The sequence below is a fragment of the Enterobacter sp. 296B2 genome, assembly GCF_034106185.1.
Taxonomy (GTDB): Bacteria; Pseudomonadota; Gammaproteobacteria; order Enterobacterales; family Enterobacteriaceae; genus Enterobacter; species Enterobacter cloacae_N.
The window spans coordinates 17,874-41,200 of record NZ_JAWNCA010000021.1; the positions used below are offsets into that span (position 1 = coordinate 17,874).

The following is a 23,327-nucleotide window of genomic DNA, read 5'->3' on the forward strand; positions in this document are numbered from 1 at the left end:
GGGCTTCGTACCGGATAGATATTTACTAAAATCCGACAGTTGTTGTCGCTGAGGAAGAAAGAAATGGGGCAATTTTTCGCTTACGTGGCGGTTATCACCGTAAAGGAGAATAACTATGTCGCATAACGCAACTCCAAACACCTCTCGCGTGGAATTACGTAAAACGCTTACGTTGATTCCGGTTGTTATGATGGGCCTGGCCTATATGCAACCGATGACGCTGTTCGATACATTCGGTATCGTATCAGGCCTCACAGACGGTCATGTGCCGACGGCATACGGCTTCGCGCTGATTGCGATCCTGTTCACCGCGCTAAGCTACGGTAAACTGGTGCGTCGCTATCCGTCTGCCGGTTCCGCCTACACCTATGCCCAGAAATCCATCAGCCCGACGGTTGGCTTTATGGTGGGCTGGTCGTCGCTGCTCGACTATCTGTTCGCGCCGATGATCAACATTCTGCTGGCAAAAATTTATTTTGAAGCGCTGGTGCCGTCGATTCCCTCCTGGATGTTCGTCGTGGCGCTGGTAGCCTTTATGACTGCCTTTAACCTGCGCAGCATCAAGTCCGTTGCCAACTTTAACTCCGTAATTGTCGTGCTTCAGGTTGTCCTGATTGCCGTTATTCTTGGCATGGTCATTTACGGCGTGTTCCATGGCGAAGGCGCGGGCACACTGGCGAGCAGCAAGCCGTTCTGGTCTGGTGATGCCCATGTGATCCCAATGATTACCGGGGCAACCATTCTGTGCTTCTCCTTTACCGGTTTTGATGGGATCAGCAACCTGTCTGAAGAAACCAAAGATGCAGAGCGCGTGATTCCGCGTGCTATTTTCCTGACGGCGCTGATTGGCGGTCTGATCTTTATTTTCTCGACCTATTTCCTGCAGCTGTACTTCCCGGATATCTCTCGCTTCAAGGATCCGGATGCATCTCAGCCGGAAATCATGCTGTATGTGGCGGGTAAAGCGTTCCAGGTCGGCGCGCTGATCTTCTCCACCATCACCGTACTGGCGTCCGGTATGGCCGCGCATGCAGGCGTTGCGCGTCTGATGTACGTAATGGGCCGCGATGGCGTATTCCCGAAAAGCTTCTTCGGTTATGTTCATCCAACATGGCGTACCCCGGCGATGAACATCATCCTGGTCGGTGCTATTGCGCTGCTGGCGATTAACTTTGACCTGGTGATGGCAACGGCGCTGATTAACTTCGGTGCGCTGGTGGCGTTCACCTTTGTTAACCTGTCGGTTATCTCTCAGTTCTGGATCCGTGAAAAGCGTAACAAGACGCTGAAAGATCACTTCCAGTATCTGTTCCTGCCGATGTGCGGTGCCCTGACCGTGGGCGCGCTGTGGGTTAACCTGGAAGAGAGTTCAATGGTGCTTGGCCTGATTTGGGCTGGTATCGGTCTGGTTTACCTGGCTTGCGTCACGAAGAGCTTCCGTAACCCGGTTCCTCAGTACGAAGACGTCGCGTAAGCGCAGCGCCAACGGGCGAAAAAAAACCGGAGTTCAAAGGCTCCGGTTTTTTTATATCTGAATTTCACACTATCTCTTGCGCGTACTGGAACAACGCTTTCAGCAGCGTCTGCTTCTCTGTATTCCCTTCGTACTGGCCGTAAAGCATCTCCAGCTCCTGCGCGTAGCTGTGCAGATATTCTGGCGTAAACACGTTACGACGATGCTGCAGCCAGCGCGCCTGTTCTGCTTCGTCCAGCGTGCCGGGATAGTTGCGCGCCCGGTAATTAAACATCAGCTTTTCGATGCGCTTATCGGCGAAGGTGATGTCCAGCGCCGGTAAGTTACGCGGCTCGGTTTGCAGAACGATATTCATGGCTGCACGGTCGGCATCGCTGAAGAAGCCGTTGTAGAGCTGGGTGTCCACGTTTTCGGACGGCACGAACGGCTCCGCCTCGGCAAAAATAGCGACCACTTTCTCGCGCACCTGTGGGTTATCGCGCAGCACTTTCAGGTTATCCAGACAGTGCTGACGGTTGATGCCCAGCCTGTCGGCATCTTCCGGACGCAGCGTATTCGCCTGCGCCAGCACCGGACATTTATTGATATGCACCAGTTTGACCGGCACCGCAGGCAGGTCCCCGAGTTCATTTTTCGGGGTGTAAAGCCGTTCGCGCAGGGTATCGCTGTCAAGCTCCAGCAGCGGCGAAATATCCCCCGCCAAATCCACCATGATGACCGCATTTCGGTTATCCGGGTGCCAGGCCAGCGGGGCAACCCAGCTGGTATTGCCGCGCCAGGCGCCAAACATGCCGGAGATATGCACCAGGGGCTTCATCTGCGGTACGTCGATAAGGGTCATGAGCTTCTGCTTGCCGCGGTGGCTCAGCAGATATTCAAACAGCCGGGGCTGCGCGGTTTTCACCAGCTTCGCCATGGCAATGGTGGCATAGACATCCGCCATCGCATCATGGGCATTACTGTGCTCGATGCCGTTGGCGCGCGTCAGGTGCTCCAGCCGGAAGCTCGTCAGCCCTTCCTCATTTTCCGGCCAGTTAATGCCTTCAGGACGCAGGGCATAACAGGCGCGCATAATGTCGAGCAGATCCCAGCGTGAATTGCGGTTCTGCCAGCTCCAGGCGTACGGATCGTAGAAGTTTCGATAGAAGATGTTGCGCGTCACTTCATCGTCAAAACGGATGTTGTTGTAGCCAACCACGCAGGTATTGGGAACGGTAAACAGATCGTGGATGCGGCGGGCGAACTCTGCTTCGTTAACGCCTTTTTCCCGGGCTTCCTGCGGTGTGATCCCGGTGACCATCACCGCGCCGGGCTGCGGCAGGTAGTCATCAGCCGGTTTGCAGTAAAAGACCTCGGGCTCGCCAATGATGTTGAATTCGTCGTCGGTACGGATGGCGGCAAACTGCGCCGGTCTGTCCAGCGCCGGATGCGTGCCAAAGGTTTCGTAGTCGTGGAATAAAAAAGTCGGGCGTGCGGCAGAGTCAGACACCAGTAATACCATCCTGTTAAAAAATGACGCCACTATGGTAAACGATCGCGCGGGTCAGACCGAATAAAAAGCGCCGGCATGGCGTAAATTTGCGAGGGAACTTCAGCGGAAAACCTGCGTTCTGTCACATTTTTTTGCAATTAAGCCAGGTAACGACATCAGAACTCCCGTAAAAAGGTCATCGATTTTTAATGACCTGAGGATATACCGTTGAAACGCCGTCTGTTTATTGCTGTTTCTTTACTCGCTTCGAGTGTCTCATCTGCTTTTGCGGCTGAGCCACTGGATTTTTCGCCGCAGCCTCCAGCCATTCAGGCGGGATCCTGGGTGCTGATGGACTACACGACTGGTCAAATTTTAACGGCGGGCAACGAACATCAACAACGTAATCCGGCGAGCCTCACTAAGCTAATGACGGGCTATGTAGTCGATCGGGCCATTGACAGGCACCGTATTAGGCCGGATGACATTGTCACCGTAGGGCGTGACGCGTGGGCCAAAGGCAACCCGGTTTTTGACGGCTCGTCGCTGATGTTCCTGAAAGAGGGCGATCGCGTCTCCGTGCGTGACTTAAGCCGCGGTCTGATTGTCGATTCCGGCAACGATGCCTGCGTGGCGCTGGCCGACCACGTGGCGGGCGGGCAGCCGCAGTTTGTGAAGATGATGAACGACTACGTGCAGAAGTTGAACCTGCGCGATACGCACTTTGAAACCGTCCACGGGCTGGATGCGCCAGGGCAGCACAGCTCCGCTTACGATCTGGCCGTGCTCTCCCGGGCTATCATTCACGGTGAGCCTGATTTTTACCATATGTACAGCGAAAAGAGCCTCACCTGGAACGGGATCACTCAGCAGAACCGTAACGGCCTGCTGTGGGATAAAACCATGAACGTGGACGGACTGAAAACGGGGCACACCTCGGGTGCGGGCTTTAACCTGATTGCGTCTGCCGTTGACGGACAGCGTCGTTTAATCGCGGTGGTGATGGGGGCCGACAGCCCCAAAGGGCGCGAAGACCAGGCGCGTAAGCTTCTGCACTGGGGACAGCAGAACTTCGATACGGTGCAGATCCTGCATAACGGTAAAAAAGTGGGGACAGAGCGTATCTGGTACGGCGATAAAGAACAGATAAATCTGGGGACGGATCAGGACTTCTGGCTGGCGTTACCGAAAGCGGAAGTGCAGAACATCAAGGCTAAATACGTTCTGGATAAAAAAGAGCTGGAAGCGCCGATTGCCGCGCATCAGCGGGTTGGGGAGATCCAGCTCTACGATCGCGACAAGGTCGTGGCGCACTGGCCGTTGGTCACTCTGGAAGCCGTTGATAAGGGAGGCGTATTCTCACGCCTGAGCGATTATCTTCACCACACGCTTTAACCGCTGATGGGCAGACTGGCAGGGTTGCGAGTCTGCTCACATAATAAACACTCCTCGTTTGCCGATAATAGTAATCCAGCTTTATAGTGTATAAATATACAGTAATAAACGGAGGCAGCATGGACTACAGCATCAAGCAGCAACAGAAACGTAAGATTGCGGGTTTTCATCTTGTTGGGCCGTGGGAAAAAACGGTTAAGCAGGGCTTTGAACAGCTGGTTATGTGGGTGGACGGGCGTCACATTGAGCCGCTGGAGTGGGTTGCGGTCTACTACGATAACCCCGATGAGGTCCCGGCAGAAAAACTGCGCTGCGATACGGCCGTTACGGTACCGGATGATTTCGTTATCCCGGAAAACAGCGAAGGCGTCATGATGACGGAAATCGCTGGCGGGGATTACGCCGTGGCGACGGCGCGCGTGGAAAACTACGACTTTGCGACGCCGTGGTATCAGTTCTTCAATTCTTTATTGCAGGACAGTAAATACCAGATGGCGCTCAAACCCTGCTTCGAACGCTATCTTAACGACGGCAATGCGGACGGCTATTGGGACATTGAAATGTATATCGCGGTAGAGCACAAAACGGTTTAAGCCTGCAATATGAAGGGTTTTTCAGCCGGGTGCGATCCGCCCGGCTGAAAACACAGTACAATTGTGATTTGCCGTGTTGCTGGAGAGCGGGTGTGCGTCCCGACAAATCATTAACCCCATTTGAAATTCGCTTGTACAAACATTACCGCGTGGTGCACGGGAGTCGCATCGCGCTGGCTTTCGTGTTGACCTTTGTACTGGTCCGGTTGCTGGATGTACCGGAGGGAACGTGGCCACTGATCACGCTGGTGGTGGTGATGGGGCCTATCTCATTCTGGGGGAACGTTGTTCCTCGCGCCTTCGAGCGGATAGGCGGTACCGTTCTTGGATCTGCCCTGGGGCTTATTGCCCTGAAGCTGGAACTCATCTCATTTCCCGTGATGCTGGCGTGGTGCGGTGCTGCCATGTTCCTCTGCGGCTGGCTGGCGTTGGGTAAGCGGCCTTATCAGGCGCTGCTGATTGGTATTACTCTCGCGGTGGTTGTCGGTGCGCCCGCCGGGGATATGACCACGGCGCTGTGGCGAAGCGGGGATGTCATCCTGGGGTCACTGCTGGCCATGCTCTTCACTGGTATCTGGCCGCAGCGTGCTTTTCTGCACTGGCGTATTCAGATGGCTAACTACGTCACCGCCTTTAACCGCGTCTATCAGGCCGGTTTTTCCCCGAATCTGGTTGAGCGTCCCCGGCTGGAAAAACATCTGCAAACGATCCTCAACGACGTGGTTAAAATGCGCGGCCTGATCGCGCCCGCCAGCAAAGAAACCCATATTCAGAAAGCGATTTTCGAAGCCATCCAGACGGTAAGCCGCAATCTGGTCTGCATGCTTGAACTGCAAATCAATGCCCACTGGGCCTCGCGTCCGAGCCATCTGCTGATGCTTAACGCGCAGACCCTCAAAGAGACCCAGCAGATGACGCAGCAAACGCTGTTGACCATCGCTCATGCGCTCTATGAAGGGAACCCGCAGCCGATACTGGTCAACAGCGAGCGGCTGAATGAGATCGTCGCGGAGCTGAAGCAGCTAATCAATGAACGTCAGGGCGATAACGTGGCGGAAACGCCTATTCATGGCTACGTCTGGCTGAGCCTGGAACTGGCGCGGCAGCTTGAGCTGTTATCGCACCTTATTTGCCGCGCGCTGCGCAAATAAAAGGCGTATGTGACGGCTGCTGCTTCGATTCAGCAGCAATTGGGGTTATGATAGCTTTAAACGATATACTCATTGTCATTCGCAGCCGCTGTCAGTAAGGTTATTGTTACAACGGTTGCTTTAACGAATCCGAATCTCACATTATCAGGGGTGTAAAAATGGAAACTACCAAGCCTTCGTTCCAGGATGTTCTGGAATTCGTCCGCCTGTTCCGCCGCAAAAACAAGCTGCAGCGTGAAATCCAGGACGTTGAGAAGAAGATCCGTGACAACCAGAAACGTGTTCTGCTGCTCGATAACCTGAGCGACTACATCAAGCCAGGCATGAGCGTTGAAGCTATTCAGGGCATCATCGCTAGCATGAAGAGCGACTATGAAGACCGCGTTGATGACTACATCATCAAAAACGCTGAGCTGTCCAAAGAGCGTCGCGACATCTCCAAGAAGCTGAAAGTGATGGGCGAAATTAAAAACGCCGAAGCAAAAAGCGAGTAATCGCAGCGAATAGTGAAAAAGGCTCTCTGGTGACAGAGAGCCTTTTTTTATGATTCAGAGCGCGGCTGTAGCTGATAAATCCAGGCCTTAACCTGCCCACCTTTAAGGGTGGTCACTGTGACCTCAACCCGGTCATAGCCGTCTTCAAATTCATCCAGCATCTGCCAGTGTGCGGGAAGGTTATCAGAGATAAACAGATAGCCTTCGACACGCGGTCCATCGGGGTGGAGGATAATCCCCGGGAAGTCCGCCGCCGCACCCCAGCCGCGTTCGTAAAACGTACCGGATACGGAACCGGCCAGCCATTCCCCGCCGATGTTTTCAAGAATATGCGCATTAGCGTGGCCCGGGCGCAGTGTGCCGTAGACAAACAGAGCGTTCATTTTCCTTTATCCGCAAAGCAAAAAGCCTGCTTTAAAAGCAGGCTTTTTAAATTTGGCTCCTCTGACTGGACTCGAACCAGTGACATACGGATTAACAGTCCGCCGTTCTACCGACTGAACTACAGAGGAATCGTTGTGGAGGCTTATCTTAGCGGCGAAAAAACTTTTGTCAAACCTGATCTTAGGGAAAATCGACTGATTGCTGATTCTGTCGTCAGTTTGTTGTAATTCCACACATCTTTTTTCAGGAAAATACTTTGCAGGATTAGCTTTTCTCCCCCATCATTTGAAATGGAGTTTCAACTTTTCTCGCTAAGGTCCATTTTGAACGTCACTGCCTCCTTACGCCAGGCGATAGAGCGCACGCCGTGGTATGCAAAACGTAAAAGCTATCGTGTCCTGTTCTGGCGTGAAATCACCCCTCTCGCTGTGCCTATCTTCCTGGAAAATACCTGCGTTTTGCTGATGGGGGTCCTGAGCACCTTCCTGGTGAGCTGGCTGGGGAAAGAGGCGATGGCGGGGGTCGGGCTGGCGGACAGCTTTAACATGGTGGTGATGTCATTTTTTGCTGCCATAGACCTCGGTACGACGGTGGTGGTGGCTTTTAGCCTCGGCAAGCTTGACCCCAAACGTGCGCGCGAGGCGGCCCGCCAGTCGCTGATGATCATGACCATTTTTTCGATTGTTCTGGCGGCGGTGATCCACTATTTCGGTAAAGAGATTATTGACTTTGTCGCCGGGGAGGCCACCAACGAGGTTAAAGACCTGGCGCTGACCTACCTGGAGATGACCGTTTTAAGCTATCCGGCGGCGGCCATTGCGCTGATTGGCAGCGGCGCGCTGCGTGGGGCGGGCAACACTAAAATTCCGCTGCTGATCAACGGCGGGATGAATATCCTGAATATCATTATCAGCAGCGTGCTGATCTACGGCGTGTTCTCGTGGGATGGGCTGGGGTTCGTAGGAGCGGGGCTGGGGTTAACCATTTCACGCTATATCGGTGCGGCGGCCATCATCGGGGTACTGATGACGGGAATTACGCCTTCGCTGCGTCTTACGCTCAAGAGCTACTTCCGGCCCTTTAACTTCGCCATTATCTGGGAAGTGATGGGAATCGGCATTCCCGCGAGCATTGAATCCGTGTTGTTTAACGGCGGGAAGCTGCTGACGCAGATGTTTGTTGCCGGGATGGGGACAGACGTTATCGCCGGTAACTTTATTGCCTTTTCCATCGCCTCGCTGATTAACCTGCCGGGTAACGCGCTGGGTTCGGCATCAACCATCATCACGGGCAAACGGCTCGGGAAAGGGCAGATAGGTCAGGCGGAGCGGCAGCTGCGGCACGTCTTCTGGCTGTCGACCATAGGGCTGACGCTGATCGCCTGGGGAACCGCGCCGTTTGCCGGGCTGATGGCCGCGTTCTATACCCACGAAGAGGATGTTAAAGAGGTGGTGAAGATCCTCATCTGGCTCAACGCCGCCTTTATGCCCATCTGGGCGGCATCCTGGGTGCTGCCCGCCGGGCTAAAAGGGGCGCGCGATGCCCGTTTTGCTATGTGGGTGTCCATGCTCGGCATGTGGGGGTGTCGCGTTGTGGCGGGCTATACGCTGGGCGTGGTGCTCGGCTGGGGCGTGGTTGGCGTCTGGCTGGGGATGTTCCTTGACTGGGCCGTGCGTGGGGCGCTGTTCTACTGGCGTATGGTCAGCGGGCGCTGGCTGTGGAAATATCCGCGACAGAATGCCTGACAATTGCGCGAAGTGGAGAATAAATCGGCAAACGATCCGAAATCTGCATTCTGCCTTTGACATCCCAGGGGAGCATCGATAATATGCGCCCCGTTCACACGATTCCTCTGTAGTTCAGTCGGTAGAACGGCGGACTGTTAATCCGTATGTCACTGGTTCGAGTCCAGTCAGAGGAGCCAAATTTAAAAAGCCTGCTATTAAAGCAGGCTTTTTGCTCTTCTGAGCAAGGTAAACGCAAAACGGCAACTTGGTTGCCGTTTTTAGTGTTTGCTCCCTCTCCCGTGGGAGAGGGATGGGGTGAGGGCACCGGACCGCGCGAAATTACACGCCAATCGGTGCCGTCGCTCCAACCAGCCACGAACGCGCCTCGCTATTAACCAGCGGTGACAGCGCCTCACGTACCTGCTGATGATACTCATCCAGCCACTGCTTTTCCTGCTCGCTCAACAGATGCAATTCCACCTGGCTTAAATCAATCGGGATGAGCGTCAGCGAGGCAAATCTGCAGAACCCCGGGCGGCTCTCCACAATCTCCACCTGGTTTTCAATGCGAATACCGTGGCTGTCGCCCAGATAGTATCCCGGTTCAATCGTCATGATATTGCCTGCCACCAACGGCCACGGGTTGACCTTTTTGGCGATGCGATGCGGGTTCTCATGGATAAGAAGCTGGTGCCCCACGCCGTGTCCTGTGCCGTGATCATAATCCAGCCCCATCTCCCACAGCGGGCGACGCGCAAACGCATCCAGCTGATGCCCCTGAGTCCCGGAAGGGAACTGCAGGGTAATGAGCGACAGGAAGCCTCTCAGCACGGCGGTGTAGTGCAGGCGCAGCTGGGGGTCGACCTTACCCCACGCCAGCGTGCGCGTGGCGTCGGTGGTGCCGTTAGCATACTGACCGCCGGAATCGTTCAGGTAAAAATGGTCATGGCCGATGGGCTTATTGCTGGCCTCGCTCGAATGGTAGTGACACATCGCCGCATTGCTGGAGGAGGCAGAGATAGTCGCAAAACTCTGCTCGATAAAACCGGGCTGCTGTTTGCGGAATGCCAGCTGCTGAGCCTGCACTTCCAGCTCGGTGAGCGGTTGTCCGGCCGCTGCACGACGCGGCACTTCGCGGCTCAGCCAGGCGAGGAAGTTGACCCACGCGGCCCCGTCCTGGTGATGACACGCGCGATAACCCGCCAGCTCGACCGGGTTTTTGGTAGCTTTCATCAGGGTGATGGGATCGGTTCGCCAGACAATTTCTCCCCGTGGTTCAATGGCGAAGCGCAGGGCGACGGGGGCGGAATCGGCATCAACCATCACCCGCTTCCCTTCAGCAAGCTGCTGACAGCGTTCAATAAAGGTGTCCTGCTGCGCAATGGTGAACGCATTGCGCACTTCGTCAGGCAGGGCGCTGAGCTTATTGTCGTTAACAAACCACTCAACGTGACCGTCACGACTCAGCAGGGCAAAGGAGAGCGGTACCGGACTGGTGGGAATATCCGAGCCGCGCACGTTGAGCAGCCACGCAATGTTATCCGGCAGCGTAACGGCCAGATAGTCAGCATTGTTCGCGGCCAGCACGGCGGCAATGCGCTGACGTTTGTCCTCGCTGCTTTCACCGCTTGTCTCTACCGGCATTTCACGTATAAGCCCCGCCGGTGCGGCAGGGCGATCGGTCCATAAGGCGTCAAACGGTGACGCATTCAGCGGCACCAGCTCGCACGGCGTGGCTGACAGCTGCGTGAACTCTGAGTTGGTCATCAGCAGTGGGTCAAAACCGATACGCGTGCCCGCCTCAACGTTTGCCGCCAGCCAGTCTGCCAGCGGCTCGTTGTGCAGATGGTGGATCTCAACCTCATCCATATTCACCTGAACGCGGGCCTGCACCTGATAGCGCCCGTCGACGAACAGCAGCGCTTTGTTTTTCAGCACCAGCGCGACGCCGGCAGAGCCGTCAAAGCCCGTCAGCCAGGCCAGCTTTTCGTCGTAGGGCGCGCAGTATTCGCTCTGCCAGGCATCCGCACGCGGGACAATCATCCCGTCGAGATGACTTGCCTCAAGCCAGTGGCGCAGGGCAGAGAGCGGTGTAGGGGTGTGCATGTTTTTTCCTTATTGCTATTAGCGGAACGGCGGCTCGTTGAAGGTACGCAGCTTGCGCGAATGCAGTCTGTCACCTTCCGCTCGCAGCAGGTCGATGGCCCGAATGCCAATCTGCAGATGTTCGGATATTGCCCCTTCATAGAAACGGTTGGCCTGACCCGGCAGCTTAATTTCACCGTGCAGCGGCTTATCGGAGACGCACAACAGCGTGCCGTAAGGAACGCGGAAGCGATACCCCTGGGCGGCAATGGTGGCGCTCTCCATATCAATCGCCACCGCCCGGCTCAGGTTGAACCGCAGCGCGGAGGCGGAGTAACGCAGCTCCCAGTTGCGGTCATCCGTTGTGACGACCGTACCGGTGCGCAGGCGCTGTTTAACCTCTTCACCCGGCATGCCGCTGACCTCTTTAGTGGCGTCATACAGCGCGCGCTGCACTTCGGCGATGCTCGGGATAGGAATATCCGGCGGCAGCACCGCATCCAGCACGTGGTCATCACGCAGATAGGCGTGGGCCAGCACGTAGTCGCCAATCAGCTGGCTTTCGCGCAGGCCGCCGCAGTGGCCAATCATCAGCCACACGTCAGGGCGCAGGACCGCCAGATGGTCGCAGATGGTCTTGGCATTTGACGGACCCACGCCGATGTTGATCAAGGTGATGCCCTGACCGTCGGCGGTGATAAGGTGCCAGGCCGGCATCTGGTGCTTTTTCCACGCCAGATCGGAGATGGCCTGCTCGGGCGCTTCGGTCTCGGCGGTGATCCAGATCCCGCCCGCGCAGGACAGCGCGATGTACGGGCTTTCCGGGTCGAGGATCTGGCTGCAGCCCCAGCGGACGAACTCGTCAACGTAGCGGGTGTAGTTGGTAAAGAGCACAAACGGCTGGAAATGCTCGGCTGGCGTACCGGTGTAGTGGCGCAGGCGCGCCAGCGAGAAGTCCACGCGGCGTGCGTCAAAATGCGACAGGGGAGAAAATTCTGCCGGGTGATAAATCCCGTCTGCCGTCTCATCGCCAATCTGCGAAAGTTCCGTCGTTGGGAAGTGGCGGGTCAATCCCGCGCTCATGGAGCGGTCAAGCGTTAACGCCGAGCCGTCAATCACGTAGGGATACGGGATTTCATGTTGTGAGGGCTCAACGGCAATATGCGCACCGTAGTCCTGGTACAGCAGCGTGAGCTGTTCTTCAAGATAAGGGCGGAACAGTGCAGGGCGGGTGACGGTGGTGCTGTAGCAGCCGGAGTGGGTAAAACGGGCGTAGGCGCGGGTTTTCGGCGTTGTGCTGGCGCTGCCGTCCCAGGTCACAGAGAGCGATGGATAAACAAAAAGGCCCTCGTTTCTGGCCTTTTGATTGGGGAGTTTCCCTGTTTCGATGTATTCGCTAATGGCGCTGCGCAGCGCATTGACGGACTGTTCATACAGCGCGTCGAGTTTTTCCAGCGCCTGAGCCGGGGTCAGGCTGGAGCCCTTATTATTCATCTCTGTCTCCTTGTTCCACAGGTGTGCGACTCTACCCGATAGTATGTCACACGCCCGTGAAACAAAAGGGAGATCAGGCGTGGCTCGTCTCTTTCATCAGCAGCGCCGTCGCCGCCGACAGCAGGCAGCCGGCCAGCAGATAGATCGCCACGCTGTGCCAGTCTCCGCCGGAGAAGGTGACCAGCGCGGCGGCAATAAACGGCGTAAATCCACCGCCGACCACGCTTGCCACCTGGTAGCCCACGCCCGCACCGCTGTAGCGATAGCTTGCGCCAAACAGCTCGGTAAACATCGGCTGCTGCACGCAGACCACCATATCGTGGGCGATGTTGGCGAGCATGATGGCGAAGAAGACGATCCAGAAGACCGACTGTGCTTCGAGCGCCATAAAGAACGGCCAGGCGCTGAGGGTGCCAATCAGCGCCCCGGTGATATAGACGCGACGGCGGCCAAACCGGTCAGCCAGCCAGGCGAAGCAGGGAATCGTCAGGCAGCTAATCCCGCCGACCAGCAGGCCAATATTCAGGAACAGCTCGCGCGGCAGACCGAGGTTCTGCGTCGAGTAGTTCAGGGCAAACGCGGTGACGATATACATCGTCAGCAGTTCACAGAGGCGCAGGGCGATAATTTTCAGAAAAGCGCCAGGATGCTGAACCAGCGCTTCCATTACCGGCAGCCGTTTTTTCGCAACCGGCTTTTCCCGCTGCTGCTGTTCGAATTCCGTGGACTCTTCCATCCCGTTGCGGATCCACAGCGCGGCGATGACCAGCACGATGCTAAAGATGAACGGAATGCGCCAGCCCCAGCTCAGGAACTGCTCGTCGGTGGTGAGCTGGCTGATTAACGATACCAGCCCTGTGGAGAGGAGAAGGCCCACGCCGTACCCCACCTGCACGCCGCTGCTGTAAAACGCTTTCCTGTTTTTCGGCGCGCTTTCAACAGATAACAGCGCCGCGCCGCCCCATTCACCGCCCACCGCGAAGCCCTGAATGGCGCGCAGAGTGACCAGCAGCACCGGCGCCCACCAGCCAATGGCGGAAAACGAAGGAAGAATGCCAATCAGCGCGGTGGCGATCCCCATCATCCAGACGGTGAGCATCAGCATGCGCTTGCGGCCGAGGCGGTCACCAAAGTGGCCGAAGATCACCCCGCCGAGCGGGCGAAACAGGAACCCGACGCCGAAGGTGGCAAAGGCGGCGAGGGTGCCCATCGCGGGGCTGACCTGGGGGAAGAATTCGCGGTTAAATACCAGCGCGGCGGTAATGCCATAAAGCAGAAAATCATACCAGTCGACGACGGCACCCGCGAAGCTGCCGAGGGCGGCGCGGCGGGCGCGATTGAGCGAAGGTGTCTCCTCGTTGGGACGATCGGAGATGAGGGTGGAGTCCATAGTTGTCCTGTCCGTACTGATTTTTAATTATTGGTATAAGAAAAGGTCACTCACTTTGCGTCCGTCCTGTAAACGGAACCTATGAGACTACCGCGACAGAACGCCTGAGAAAACGTTTTTATCTTTCCGGAAGGCGCTGAATAAATAAATTTCATCTGCACCTACAGCGCTATAATTATGTCTGCCTGGCTCCGTTACCTGCTGAATGGTTTACAGTAATAGTGACCGCTGCGTGACTTAAGCTGAGGGAATCACGATGCAACGCACCTTTTCGGCACTCTTGATGGTTCTGTTTTTATTCGCCACGCCGCTTCATGCGGAACCCAGCGTCTACGGCGAACAGCGCATCAGCGGCTGGTGGAATGCGCTAACGGACGATGTTTCGCAAACCTGGACTCAGCCACAACGTTACGATCTGTACCTGCCGTTTCTGAGCTGGCATGCCCGCTTCATGTACGACAAAGAAAAAACCGACAATTACAATGAAATGCCGTGGGGCGGCGGACTGGGCGTTTCCCGCTATAACGAAGAGGGCAACTGGAGCGCGCTGTTTGCGATGATGTTCAAGGACTCGCACAACGAATGGCAGCCCGCGATGGGCTATGGCTGGGAGAAGGGCTGGTATCTGGATAATGCCAAAGATTTCCGGCTTGGACTCGGTGCCGCGGCGGGCATCACGGCGCGAGATGATTTTGCAAACTATGTCCCGCTACCGTTCATCTTCCCGCTGTTTTCGGCCGGGTATAAGCGCGTTACCGTCCAGTTCACCTATATTCCCGGGACGTATAACAACGGTAACGTGCTCTTTGCCTGGCTGCGCTTAGGCTTTTAAAGGGTGATCACCTTTTTTGCCACGGCGTTAGACAATACCAGCATGGAGAAGAGAACAGAGGTAATGAAAGTGAGCACAATCAGTGCCAGCTTCATACCGAGAGAGGTCACCGGTATCAGCGCCGTCAGCAGATGAAACACCGAGTAGTGCACAATGTACACGCCTGTCATCGTTTTGCTGATGGCGGCCAGAATGGACTCCTTAAATTCAGCGTTGCGGCGAAAGCGCACGCCGTTCGCCGCAATTACCAGCGCGATGATCAAAATGTAAATTTGAGAGCCGGTGAGAATAAAGGCGTTTCTGTCCGCCTTGAACAGCGCGAAGAAGAAGTGGCGCTCGTAAAACCAGGTGAAGAGATAGATAAAGGGGATGGCGACAATCGCCGCCCTGACCACATTTTTGCGGCTAATCCACTCGGCAATTTTCGGGTCGCAAAAGAGTTGCCCCGTCAGATAAAACAGCAGCCATGTCCACAGCCGATACTGCGGTGACAGAGAAAGGACGTGCGTTTCAGGATAAAGCGCCGATAGCAGATCGTATCCGTAGGAAAAGAGCAGCAGGGCAGCAATCGCGCCGCAGAACAGCGCTCTCCGCTGGCTAAGCCACTCAACTGCCGCGTGAAAGGTATAAATCACCATAAAGGCGAACACAAACCAGGGCTGAATCAGATACCCACGCTGATAAGGCTCCCACAGGTAGTAGATCGTTATCCAGAACAGAAAAACAATCACCAGGCTTTTAATTTTACTCAGCTGCCAGCGGGTGCCGTGCCGCGATTGTCCGTCGAGATAGCCCGACACCACAAAAAACAGCGGCGTGGCGATGGTCGAGATAAAGGTTAAAAACCCCAGGATCCAGTGATAGTCATAATCATAATGATCCCAGGTATTGTAGATGGTGAAGAAGGTAACCGCCGTCATGCAGCCCAGCGTCTTGATAATGTTCAGCCCTGTCGCATTCATTGTTGTTTGGCTTCGTCCTTACGATGGAAACACGCATAGATAACGGGGAGTACCAGTAGCGTCAGGATTGTAGCAAACCCCAGTCCAAACATAATCACAACGGCCATGCTCTGGAAGAAAACATCCAGCAGTAGCGGAGCCAGGCCAAGTACGGTAGTGAACGCGGTGAGCAGGATAGGGCGCAGGCGCGAGGTGGCGGCATAAACGATCGCGCTGTGCTGATCCTTTTGCGTTTTCTGCTGTTCGATTTCTTCCACCAGCACGATGCCGTTGCGGATCAGCATGCCACTCAGGCTCAGCAGACCTATCAGCGCCATAAAGCCAAAGGGAATACCGGTAATTAAAAATCCCGGCGTGACGCCAATCAGCGCCAGCGGTACGGTCAGCCAGATAGCGACGGCATTTTTTACCGAGCTGAACATCAGAACCGTAATCACAAACATCACCAGATACCCGAGAGGCAGCGTAGTGAATAGCCCTTGCTGCGCTTCGCTGGAGTTTTCCGCGTCGCCTCCCCACTCGATACTGTAGCCGTGTGGCAGGCTAAGGGCATCCACTTGCGGCTTCACGCGGGCGAGAATGTCGCCGGAGGTTTGCTGGCTCAGCGGATCCGGGTCCGTCTGAACCGTCAGTACCCGCGAGCGGTCGCGTCGAAGGATTAGCGGATCTTCCCACTCCAGCGAGAAGCGGCTGACGACGTTACTCAGCGGAATATACTGCTGCCGCGTCTGGCTCCACACCAGCACGTTGTTCAGATGACTGGCATCCAGCCTTTCGCTTTCCGGGGGCCTCACCACCACGGGAAGCAGGTCACTCCCTTCCCGATATAGCCCCGCACGGCTGCCGGAGAAATTCATCTCCAGCGCGTTGTCGACGTCCTGTTTATCCACGCCAAGCTCGCGTCCCAGCGCGGCGACGTACTGCGGGCGGATCACTTTGCTGCGGTTCTGCCAGTCGTTCCGGACGCTGCCCGTGGCCGGGTCGCGCGCCAGAATATCGTCCACCTGGCTGGCAATCAGGCGCAGCCTGTCAGGATCCGGGCCTTTAATACGCACTTCAATGGCGCTGTCGCCGGAGGGGCCAAACATCACCCGTTTGGTGCTGGCGTTGACCTGCGGATAGTTTCGCGCGATGTACTCGTCCACGTGGCGCGTCAGGGCAGAGATGTTGCGCTGGTCGTCCATGCGCACCATGATCTGCGCATAGTTGCCGTACTGCCGCTGCCCGCTGTAGGTCAGAATAAACCGCATACTTCCCTGACCGATGGTTGAGACGGTGGTCTCCACGCCCGGCTGGCCATTGATCGTCTTTTCAATATCGCCGGTCATTTTCTCGGTCCATTTAATATCGGTACCGTAGGGTAACCAGAGGTCGACAAAGAAAATCGGCGTATTAGACGACGGGAAAAAATTTTGCCGCACGGCGCCGAAGCCCCAGACAGACGCTGCCAGCAGCGCAGCCATGACAATGAGCGTCGGTGCCTTATGGTGCAGCAGCGTGTTAAGCAGGCGCTGGTAGGCGCGGTAGAGTCGTTTATCGTAAGGATCTGACTCGTCGGTTTTATCGGGCGCGCTGTCGTTTTTAAACAACCACCACTTAATCAGCACCGGGGTGAGGGTGAGCGCCGATAACCAGCTCAGCATCAGGGAAATCAGCAGCACCTGGAACAGGGATTTACAATATTCCCCTGTGGAATCCTGCGACAGCCCGATAGGGGCAAACGCCAGGATGGCAATCACCGTCGCCCCCAGCAGCGGCAGGGCGGAGCGGCGGATGATGTTGTTCACGGCGGTTAACAGCGGGGAGCCCTGCTGTCGGGCGATCAGCACCCCTTCGACAATCACGATGGCGTTATCCACCAGCATGCTGAGGGCGATAATCAGCGCCCCGAGCGATATGCGCTGCAGCTCAATGCCCCACAGATACATAATCAGCAGCGTGCCCAGCACGTTAAGCGCGAGAGAAAACGCAATGATGATCCCGCTGCGTACGCCCATAAAGATCAGCAGCACGCCGATGACAATCGCCAGCGCCATCAGGAAGTTAATAATAAAACCGTTAACGGAATGGCCTACTTCGGCGGCCTGATCGTAAAACAGGTCTATCTGTATGCCCGCCGGTTTTTCCGCCGACATCTGGTTTAACTTCGCCTCCAGCGCGTGGCCCACGTCGATAACGTTCACGCCGGGAATAAACGAGACGCCCATGGTGACGGCTTTTTTGCCGTTGGCATGGTAGATACTGGCCGGCGATTCGTTCAGCCCGCGCGACAGCGTGGCGATATCCCGCAGACGCGTCGCCGCCCCGGTGCCGGAAGGCGTGATGATGATATCCGCCAGTTCATCAAGATTCTCGAACTCACCGGTCGGGTGCAGGCGAATGGATTCGGTGCCGGAGGTAATTTCTCCGGCACTGGAAACGATGTTAAGCCTGCTGAGCAGGGCGGAAAGCTGGTTCAGCGTAATGCCCCGCGCGGCCATTTTGGTCAGGGAGATATCGATGTTGACCTGTTGGTTAATGGCCCCGCCGATGGCGACCTTCGCGACGCCGGGGATCAGAATCAACTCCCGGCGCAGCTGCTCCGCATATCTCACCAGTTCAGGATTACTGAATTCATCTCCGGAAATGGCGAAGAAGAAGCCAAAGACGTCGCCGAAATCGTCATTCACAAAAGGCGTGACGACGCCGGGCGGAAACTGACGCGAGGCATCGCCCACGCGGCGGCGCAGTTCATCCCAAATCTGCGGCAGCTCGTTCGAGTGATAGCGAGAAGCGATATTAACGGTGATTTGCGACAGACCGTTTGAAGAGATGGAGCTCACGTTGTCCAGATAAGGCAACTGCTGAAGGGCATTCTCCAGCGGAAGCGTCACCTCCTCTTCAACCTGCTGAGCGGATGCGCCGGGGTAGTGGGTGACCACCACTGCGGTTTTAATGGTAAAGGCGGGATCTTCCAGCCTGCCGATATTCAACAGGGCGAAAATACCCCCGATGCCCAGCAGCAGGATCGTTAGCCAGACGCGAACAGGGTTATTAATAAATTGACGAGAGATATCCATTACAGTCCCCGTTCACGCGTCCAGATACGCACCGGCTGGTTAGCATGGAGCTCCCCAACGCCTGCGGCCACCACGCGCTCGCCCGCCTTAAGCCCGCTGGTAATCACCACGCCTTCGGTACTCACTTGCCCCACGCTGACCTTGCGGTCTTCAAGATGCAGCGTGTCGCCTTCGCCCGTTACGACCCAGACGTGCGGCTCATTGCGCGGGCTGTTGTCCGGGTTAAAGACTGCCTCAACCGGTACGACCAGCGCCTGAGCATCCGCGCCCGCCGGGAGGTTGCTTAAATTGATGGTCACCGTACCGCTTACGCCGCCGACGGCGGGAAAATCATCTGGCCGCGGCATGGTAAGTATCACCTGCCAGGTCAGGGTATTGCTGTCGCTGCTGCCCGAATGTTCTTTGTAGACGGCGGTAAATTCGCGATCCGGAATGGCGTTAATTCTCACCACGGGGCGATACTGCGCGTTGCGGATATCAAGGGTTTTGAACAGGTTCTCAGGAATACTAAACACCACGTCCAGCAGATCGGTCCGGGTTAGGGTAGCAATGGGCTGACCGGCAGACACCACCTGATGGTTTCGTACATGTACGCTGGCTGCCGTCCCGCTGAAGGGGGCGACGAGCGTCATCTGATTCAGTTCCTCTCTGGCAATCTGAAGCGCCGCATTCGCCGAATCGCGGTTTGCACGCTGCACATCCATTTCTGCTTTCGAAATCGCCTGGCGGCCCGCCAGCGTCTGGAAGCGATCGAATTGCCGCTGGGCCAGCGTCGCTGCCGTTTGTCTGTCGTTAACCCGCTGCTGGGCCTCACGGGCGTTCAATCTGGCAAGCTGTTGCCCCTGCTTGATGGCTGCGCCCTGGCGTATATCGAGCGCTTCAATTTGACCTGCACGCTTGAAGGAAAGGTCTGTGGCATCGCCCGATTCAATGCGGGCGGGAAAGACGCGCTGCTGGGCGTGACCGGGGACAGCCACCTCCGCCACTTTTACCATTCGCGGCAGGGGGGAGGCTTGCTCCGGTTTCGGGTCGCACGCCGTGAGCGTTAATAAAACGAATGGTAGAAGAGAGAAGTAGCGGTTCAATGTATTCCCCTAATAAATAACTGTTTTATTTATTCCGTAGCAAGGGCAGGGGGTGACACTATTCGGCCAGAACAGTGACGACCATATAGGTAAATAAACCAATCGCCGTGCTGGCGATAATGGCGAGCGCAATGAACATACCCAGGCGGAGCAGGCTTAAACCATACATAAATTCCTCCATGAGCCGGAAGCGGTGGCTGACTATGAGCATAGTCGGCGAAAAGCGAAATGTTAAATAACCATTATCAGTGGGGGCGCGCTAAACCTGATATTCCTGTGCTACGTTTAATATCAATCATCTCTTTTTACCGTAGCTGGCATTAATGGCAACCTCCTGCATTTAATGCGTTTTTTAGCTTCACTCACTCTCGTGTTGGTTATAAAAAAGGATGCTCGATATGTATAAAAACATTCTCGTTCCGGTGGATGTCTACGAGACAAGCCTGGCGGATAAAGCGTTGCAGCATGCACAGTTTCTGGCACAAAGCGCATCGGGTGACGTTCATTTGCTTCACGTCATGCCCAAATTTTCAGCCGAACTGACGCGTGGGTTTATTTCAGATGCGCGTAAGATGGATGAATATATGATTAATAATGCGAAAGAAAAGCTGGCCGATCTGGTCAAAAAATTGAATCTGCCGGAAGAACGTGTTCATCTCCATGTTCGTAGCGGGAATGTTCGTGATGAGGTTATTAAGCTGGCGGACGAACTTGCTGCTGGCGCGATTATTGTCGGTTCTCGAAATCCAAATATTCAAACCCATTTGTTAGGGTCAGAGGCGGCAAGTATTGTGCGTTACGCCCACGTTCCTGTTTTCGTTATTCGTTAATTACATGAAAGCAAGGTGATTTCTGAATAGAACCTGAGGAAGGAACGATGAAAACAGGAAAACCTGAACGTCCGTACTATCAACAAACCGTTGACGAAACCTTGTCTAATATCCACTCCACCCCGGAAGGACTTAGCGGCACTGAGGCATCCGCCCGCCTTCAGCAGCATGGTGAGAATGCGTTACCGCAAAAAAAGGGTAAACCCGGCTGGCTGCGCTTCCTGGCGCATTTTAACGATGTATTGATTTACGTATTGCTGGTGGCCGCGTTGCTTAAGCTCTTTATGGGGCACTGGGTAGACATGTTTGTCATCCTTGGGGTTGCCATCATCAACGCGCTGATTGGCCATATTCAGGAGAGCAATGCTGAAAAATCGTTGCAGAGTATTCGCAATATGCTCTCGAGCGAAGCCGTGGTGGTACGGCAGGGGAATCATGAAACGATCCCTACAACGGCGCTGGTGCCTGGCGATATCGTGGTGATCCGCGCCGGGGATCGTATCCCTGCGGACCTGCGAGTAATTGAAGCGCATAACCTGCGTGTGGAGGAGGCCATCCTGACCGGCGAATCCACCGTTGTTGAGAAAAACAGCGATGCGTTAAGCGGGGAACTGCCTTTAGGTGACCGGTATAATCTGCTCTACTCAGGTACCACCGTCAGCTCCGGCGGCGGTAAAGGCGTGGTGGTGGCAACCGGGGGCGAGACCGAGCTTGGCCACATCAATCAGATGATGTCCGACATTGAAAAGCACCGCACGCCGCTGATGGTGCAGATGGATAAGCTCGGGAAGACCATCTTCATCACTATCCTGGTGATGATGGTGGCACTGTTTGTCTTTAGCCTCCTGTTCCGGGATATGCCGGTTTCTGAACTGGTGCTGTCGCTTATCAGCCTCGCCGTTGCCGCCGTGCCGGAAGGCCTGCCGGCCATCATTTCCATCATCCTTTCGCTTGGCGTACAGGCCATGGCGCGTCGCAAGGCCATCATTCGCAAGCTGCCTACGGTGGAAACGCTGGGCGCAATGACGGTCATCTGCTCGGATAAAACCGGCACCCTGACGATGAATGAAATGACGGTCAAAGCGGTGATTACCGCTGACACGACCTATCGCGTGGAGGGCGACAGCTACGAACCGGTGGGGAATATTCACCCCATAGATGACCCGACGCCCGTCAGCGTGACGCAGGGTTCCCTGCTGGAACGCTACCTGCGCACCATTGACCTCTGCAATGACAGCCAGCTGATTAAAGACGAGCAGGGGCTGTGGAAAATCACCGGGGGACCAACCGAGGGCGCGCTGAAGGTGCTGGCAGCGAAAATTCCGCTCCCGCCGCTTGAGACGGAAATGCGCAGTAAAATCCCGTTTGATTCGCAGTATAAATACATGTCCACGCTGTACCGGCTGGGTGATGAAGAGGCGATTTTAATCACCGGCGCGCCGGACGTCCTGTTCCGCCTCTGCCAGTACCAGCAGACGAATGACGGACTGCAGCCGTTCGATCAGCCTTACTGGGAAGGTAAAATTGAAGAGTACGCCCGGGAAGGGTTGCGCATGGTGGCTGCGGCCTGGAAACCTGCCCGCGAGGGGCAACGCGAGCTGGATCATCCGGACCTGCATGATGGCGTGATCCTGCTGGGTATTGCAGGGATGATGGACCCGCCGCGTCCGGAGGCCATTACCGCCATTGCCGACTGTCTGCAGGCCGGGATCCGCGTGAAAATGATCACCGGCGACCACCCGCAAACGGCAATGAGCATTGGGCAAATGTTGGGGATTGGTAACGCCGCAAGCGCGATTACAGGACGTGAGCTGGAGGCGATGGACGATCGTCAGCTGAGCGACGCCGCGCAGCAGTACGATATTTTCGCCCGAACCAGCCCGGAGGATAAATTCCGCCTGGTGCAGGCCCTGCAAAGTAAACAGGAAGTCGTGGGCATGACCGGGGATGGCGTAAATGATGCCCCAGCGCTCAAGCGGGCGGATGTGGGTATCGCCATGGGGATTAAGGGGACGGAAGTCACCAAGGAAGCCGCCGACATGGTGTTAACGGATGACAACTTTGCCACCATTGCCCGTGCGGTGCACGAGGGGCGTCGGGTTTACGATAACCTGAAAAAGACCATTCTGTTCGTTATCCCCAGCAACATCGCGCAGGCTCTGCTGATCATCATCGCGCTGCTGGCGGGGAATCTGATCCCCCTGACGCCGGTCCTGATCCTGTGGATGAACATGGCGACGTCGGCAACGCTGTCGTTTGGCCTGGCGTTTGAAGCGGGTGAGAAGGACATCATGAACCGGCCACCGCGCAAGGCGAATCTCCACGTGATGGACGGCTATGCCATCTGGCGCGTGGTGTTTGTCGGTCTGATGATTGCCATCAGCGCCTTCGTGCTCGAAGCCTGGCTACAGCCGCGCGGCTACTCGGCGGAATTTATCCGCACCGTGCTGCTGCAAACCCTGGTCACTGCGCAATGGTTCTACATGCTCAACTGCCGCGTTAATGACGGCTTCTCGCTGAGCAAAGGCCTGCTGGCGAATAAAGGGATTTGGATCGTGAGCGGCGTACTGCTGGCGCTACAGCTTCTTATCATATACGCACCCTTCATGCAGATGCTGTTTGGCACCGAAGCGCTGCCGTTCCGCTACTGGGTCATCACCTTCCTGATTGGTTTTGTGATGTTCCTTATTGTCGAGGCGGAGAAAGTGCTGACGCGCCGGTGGCGCAAAACCTAGGCGTGATAGCGTAAACTGAGAAAGCCTGAGCCCAGGCTTTCTCTTTTCCGCCGCATGCGGTTGATGGTTGCGCCGCTACCGTTATCTTATCGACAGAAAACGTTCGTTTACTAATGTGCAACAGACCGTTTAGTTTATTATTGTTCTCATTGTGAAGCGCTTCCGA

Annotated in this window: 18 protein-coding genes and 2 tRNA genes; 11 read left to right on the forward strand and 9 right to left on the reverse strand. The window is 55.9% G+C overall.

The features are described from left to right. Positions 1-63: 63 nt before the first annotated feature. Together yoeI and plaP are read left to right on the forward strand one after the other, a co-directional pair. Positions 64-126 carry a membrane protein YoeI gene (gene yoeI, locus URZ40_RS15580; RefSeq protein WP_099458931.1) on the forward strand — a complete coding sequence of 21 codons (63 nt, stop codon included), beginning with the start codon at positions 64-66 and terminating at the stop codon, positions 124-126. After that, a complete protein-coding gene (plaP, locus tag URZ40_RS15585; RefSeq protein WP_008499462.1) occupies positions 116-1,474 on the forward strand; it encodes a putrescine/proton symporter PlaP in 1,359 nt (452 codons plus the stop codon). Before yoeI ends, plaP begins: the two co-directional genes overlap by 11 nt. Positions 1,475-1,538: 64 nt before the next feature. On the opposite strand, the gene sbcB is transcribed toward plaP, so the two are convergent. Beyond that, positions 1,539-2,975, reverse strand: a complete 1,437-nt coding sequence (sbcB, locus tag URZ40_RS15590; protein WP_407065514.1) for an exodeoxyribonuclease I — start codon at positions 2,973-2,975, stop codon at positions 1,539-1,541. Between the two features lie 198 nt (positions 2,976-3,173). Here sbcB and dacD point away from each other — a divergent pair, with 198 nt between their 5' ends. From dacD to URZ40_RS15610, 4 genes are all read left to right on the forward strand, one after another. After that, the gene (gene dacD / locus URZ40_RS15595; protein WP_320720791.1) at positions 3,174-4,340 is read left to right on the forward strand and encodes a serine-type D-Ala-D-Ala carboxypeptidase DacD; all 1,167 of its coding nucleotides are present in this window, start codon (positions 3,174-3,176) and stop codon (positions 4,338-4,340) included. Between the two features lie 119 nt (positions 4,341-4,459). Further along, positions 4,460-4,933, forward strand: coding sequence for a DNA gyrase inhibitor SbmC (gene sbmC / locus URZ40_RS15600; protein WP_116338867.1), 474 nt, complete (start codon positions 4,460-4,462; stop codon positions 4,931-4,933). Positions 4,934-5,025: 92 nt separating this feature from the next. Beyond that, positions 5,026-6,084: an FUSC family protein gene (locus URZ40_RS15605; protein WP_316379439.1), complete on the forward strand. Its 1,059-nt coding sequence runs from the start codon at positions 5,026-5,028 to the stop codon at positions 6,082-6,084. A 158-nt stretch (positions 6,085-6,242) separates the two neighbouring features. Further along, positions 6,243-6,578: a DUF496 family protein gene (locus URZ40_RS15610; RefSeq protein WP_010432067.1), complete on the forward strand. Its 336-nt coding sequence runs from the start codon at positions 6,243-6,245 to the stop codon at positions 6,576-6,578. A 47-nt stretch (positions 6,579-6,625) separates the two neighbouring features. Here the strand turns inward: URZ40_RS15610 and URZ40_RS15615 are convergent, their stop codons facing one another. Together URZ40_RS15615 and URZ40_RS15620 are read right to left on the reverse strand one after the other, a co-directional pair. Next, positions 6,626-6,961 carry a gamma-glutamylcyclotransferase family protein gene (locus URZ40_RS15615; RefSeq protein ID WP_163329805.1) on the reverse strand — a complete coding sequence of 112 codons (336 nt, stop codon included), beginning with the start codon at positions 6,959-6,961 and terminating at the stop codon, positions 6,626-6,628. Between the two features lie 53 nt (positions 6,962-7,014). Further along, a tRNA-Asn gene (locus URZ40_RS15620) sits at positions 7,015-7,090 on the reverse strand. Between the two features lie 162 nt (positions 7,091-7,252). Between URZ40_RS15620 and emmdR the strand changes: the two genes are divergently transcribed. Both emmdR and URZ40_RS15630 read left to right on the forward strand, forming a co-directional pair. Beyond that, positions 7,253-8,707 (forward strand): multidrug efflux MATE transporter EmmdR, encoded by a 1,455-nt coding sequence (gene emmdR / locus URZ40_RS15625; protein ID WP_162874933.1) that lies wholly within the window; start codon positions 7,253-7,255, stop codon positions 8,705-8,707. 103 nt (positions 8,708-8,810) lie between these two features. Then, a tRNA-Asn gene (locus tag URZ40_RS15630) sits at positions 8,811-8,886 on the forward strand. Positions 8,887-9,028: 142 nt separating this feature from the next. Here URZ40_RS15630 and URZ40_RS15635 read toward each other — a convergent pair. The 3 genes from URZ40_RS15635 to shiA form a co-directional block, all read right to left on the reverse strand. Further along, on the reverse strand, positions 9,029-10,795 hold the full coding sequence (locus URZ40_RS15635) for an aminopeptidase P family protein (RefSeq protein WP_320720792.1): 1,767 nt from the start codon (positions 10,793-10,795) through the stop codon (positions 9,029-9,031). Between the two features lie 18 nt (positions 10,796-10,813). Next, positions 10,814-12,268 carry an AMP nucleosidase gene (locus tag URZ40_RS15640; RefSeq protein WP_320720793.1) on the reverse strand — a complete coding sequence of 485 codons (1,455 nt, stop codon included), beginning with the start codon at positions 12,266-12,268 and terminating at the stop codon, positions 10,814-10,816. A gap of 73 nt (positions 12,269-12,341) precedes the next feature. Then, positions 12,342-13,658 carry a shikimate transporter gene (shiA, locus tag URZ40_RS15645; RefSeq protein ID WP_320720794.1) on the reverse strand — a complete coding sequence of 439 codons (1,317 nt, stop codon included), beginning with the start codon at positions 13,656-13,658 and terminating at the stop codon, positions 12,342-12,344. Between the two features lie 256 nt (positions 13,659-13,914). Between shiA and pagP the strand changes: the two genes are divergently transcribed. Further along, positions 13,915-14,490, forward strand: a complete 576-nt coding sequence (gene pagP, locus URZ40_RS15650; RefSeq protein WP_116338879.1) for a lipid IV(A) palmitoyltransferase PagP — start codon at positions 13,915-13,917, stop codon at positions 14,488-14,490. On the opposite strand, the gene URZ40_RS15655 is transcribed toward pagP, so the two are convergent. Genes URZ40_RS15655 through URZ40_RS15665 form a run of 3 tightly spaced genes read right to left on the reverse strand, consistent with a single transcriptional unit; the run spans position 14,487 to position 19,596 of the window. Beyond that, positions 14,487-15,452: an acyltransferase family protein gene (locus URZ40_RS15655; RefSeq protein ID WP_320720795.1), complete on the reverse strand. Its 966-nt coding sequence runs from the start codon at positions 15,450-15,452 to the stop codon at positions 14,487-14,489. The genes pagP and URZ40_RS15655 overlap by 4 nt on opposite strands. Next, a complete protein-coding gene (locus tag URZ40_RS15660) occupies positions 15,449-18,511 on the reverse strand; it encodes an efflux RND transporter permease subunit (RefSeq protein ID WP_320720796.1) in 3,063 nt (1,020 codons plus the stop codon). Before URZ40_RS15660 ends, URZ40_RS15655 begins: the two co-directional genes overlap by 4 nt. Then, a complete protein-coding gene (locus tag URZ40_RS15665) occupies positions 18,511-19,596 on the reverse strand; it encodes an efflux RND transporter periplasmic adaptor subunit (protein WP_316379443.1) in 1,086 nt (361 codons plus the stop codon). The genes URZ40_RS15660 and URZ40_RS15665 overlap by 1 nt, the downstream gene beginning before the upstream one ends. Before the next feature lie 398 nt (positions 19,597-19,994). Between URZ40_RS15665 and URZ40_RS15670 the strand changes: the two genes are divergently transcribed. Together URZ40_RS15670 and URZ40_RS15675 are read left to right on the forward strand one after the other, a co-directional pair. Beyond that, positions 19,995-20,426: a universal stress protein gene (locus URZ40_RS15670; protein WP_116338886.1), complete on the forward strand. Its 432-nt coding sequence runs from the start codon at positions 19,995-19,997 to the stop codon at positions 20,424-20,426. 47 nt (positions 20,427-20,473) lie between these two features. Beyond that, positions 20,474-23,161 carry a cation-transporting P-type ATPase gene (locus URZ40_RS15675; RefSeq protein WP_320720797.1) on the forward strand — a complete coding sequence of 896 codons (2,688 nt, stop codon included), beginning with the start codon at positions 20,474-20,476 and terminating at the stop codon, positions 23,159-23,161. The last annotated feature ends 166 nt before the right edge of the window (positions 23,162-23,327 follow it).

Excerpts from the sequence above, each read along its gene's own strand:
- sbmC (WP_116338867.1), top strand. The coding sequence starts at position 4,460 with ATGGACTACAGCATCAAGCAGCAACAGAAACGTAAGATTGCGGGTTTT.
- plaP (WP_008499462.1), top strand. The coding sequence starts at position 116 with ATGTCGCATAACGCAACTCCAAACACCTCTCGCGTGGAATTACGTAAA.
- URZ40_RS15655 (WP_320720795.1), bottom strand. The coding sequence starts at position 15,452 with ATGAATGCGACAGGGCTGAACATTATCAAGACGCTGGGCTGCATGACG.
- URZ40_RS15635 (WP_320720792.1), bottom strand. The coding sequence starts at position 10,795 with ATGCACACCCCTACACCGCTCTCTGCCCTGCGCCACTGGCTTGAGGCA.
- URZ40_RS15660 (WP_320720796.1), bottom strand. The coding sequence starts at position 18,511 with ATGGATATCTCTCGTCAATTTATTAATAACCCTGTTCGCGTCTGGCTA.
- URZ40_RS15615 (WP_163329805.1), bottom strand. The coding sequence starts at position 6,961 with ATGAACGCTCTGTTTGTCTACGGCACACTGCGCCCGGGCCACGCTAAT.
- emmdR (WP_162874933.1), top strand. The coding sequence starts at position 7,253 with ATGGAGTTTCAACTTTTCTCGCTAAGGTCCATTTTGAACGTCACTGCC.
- sbcB (WP_407065514.1), bottom strand. The coding sequence starts at position 2,975 with ATGGTATTACTGGTGTCTGACTCTGCCGCACGCCCGACTTTTTTATTC.
- URZ40_RS15670 (WP_116338886.1), top strand. The coding sequence starts at position 19,995 with ATGTATAAAAACATTCTCGTTCCGGTGGATGTCTACGAGACAAGCCTG.
- URZ40_RS15675 (WP_320720797.1), top strand. The coding sequence starts at position 20,474 with ATGAAAACAGGAAAACCTGAACGTCCGTACTATCAACAAACCGTTGAC.
- shiA (WP_320720794.1), bottom strand. The coding sequence starts at position 13,658 with ATGGACTCCACCCTCATCTCCGATCGTCCCAACGAGGAGACACCTTCG.
- URZ40_RS15610 (WP_010432067.1), top strand. The coding sequence starts at position 6,243 with ATGGAAACTACCAAGCCTTCGTTCCAGGATGTTCTGGAATTCGTCCGC.
- pagP (WP_116338879.1), top strand. The coding sequence starts at position 13,915 with ATGCAACGCACCTTTTCGGCACTCTTGATGGTTCTGTTTTTATTCGCC.
- URZ40_RS15640 (WP_320720793.1), bottom strand. The coding sequence starts at position 12,268 with ATGAATAATAAGGGCTCCAGCCTGACCCCGGCTCAGGCGCTGGAAAAA.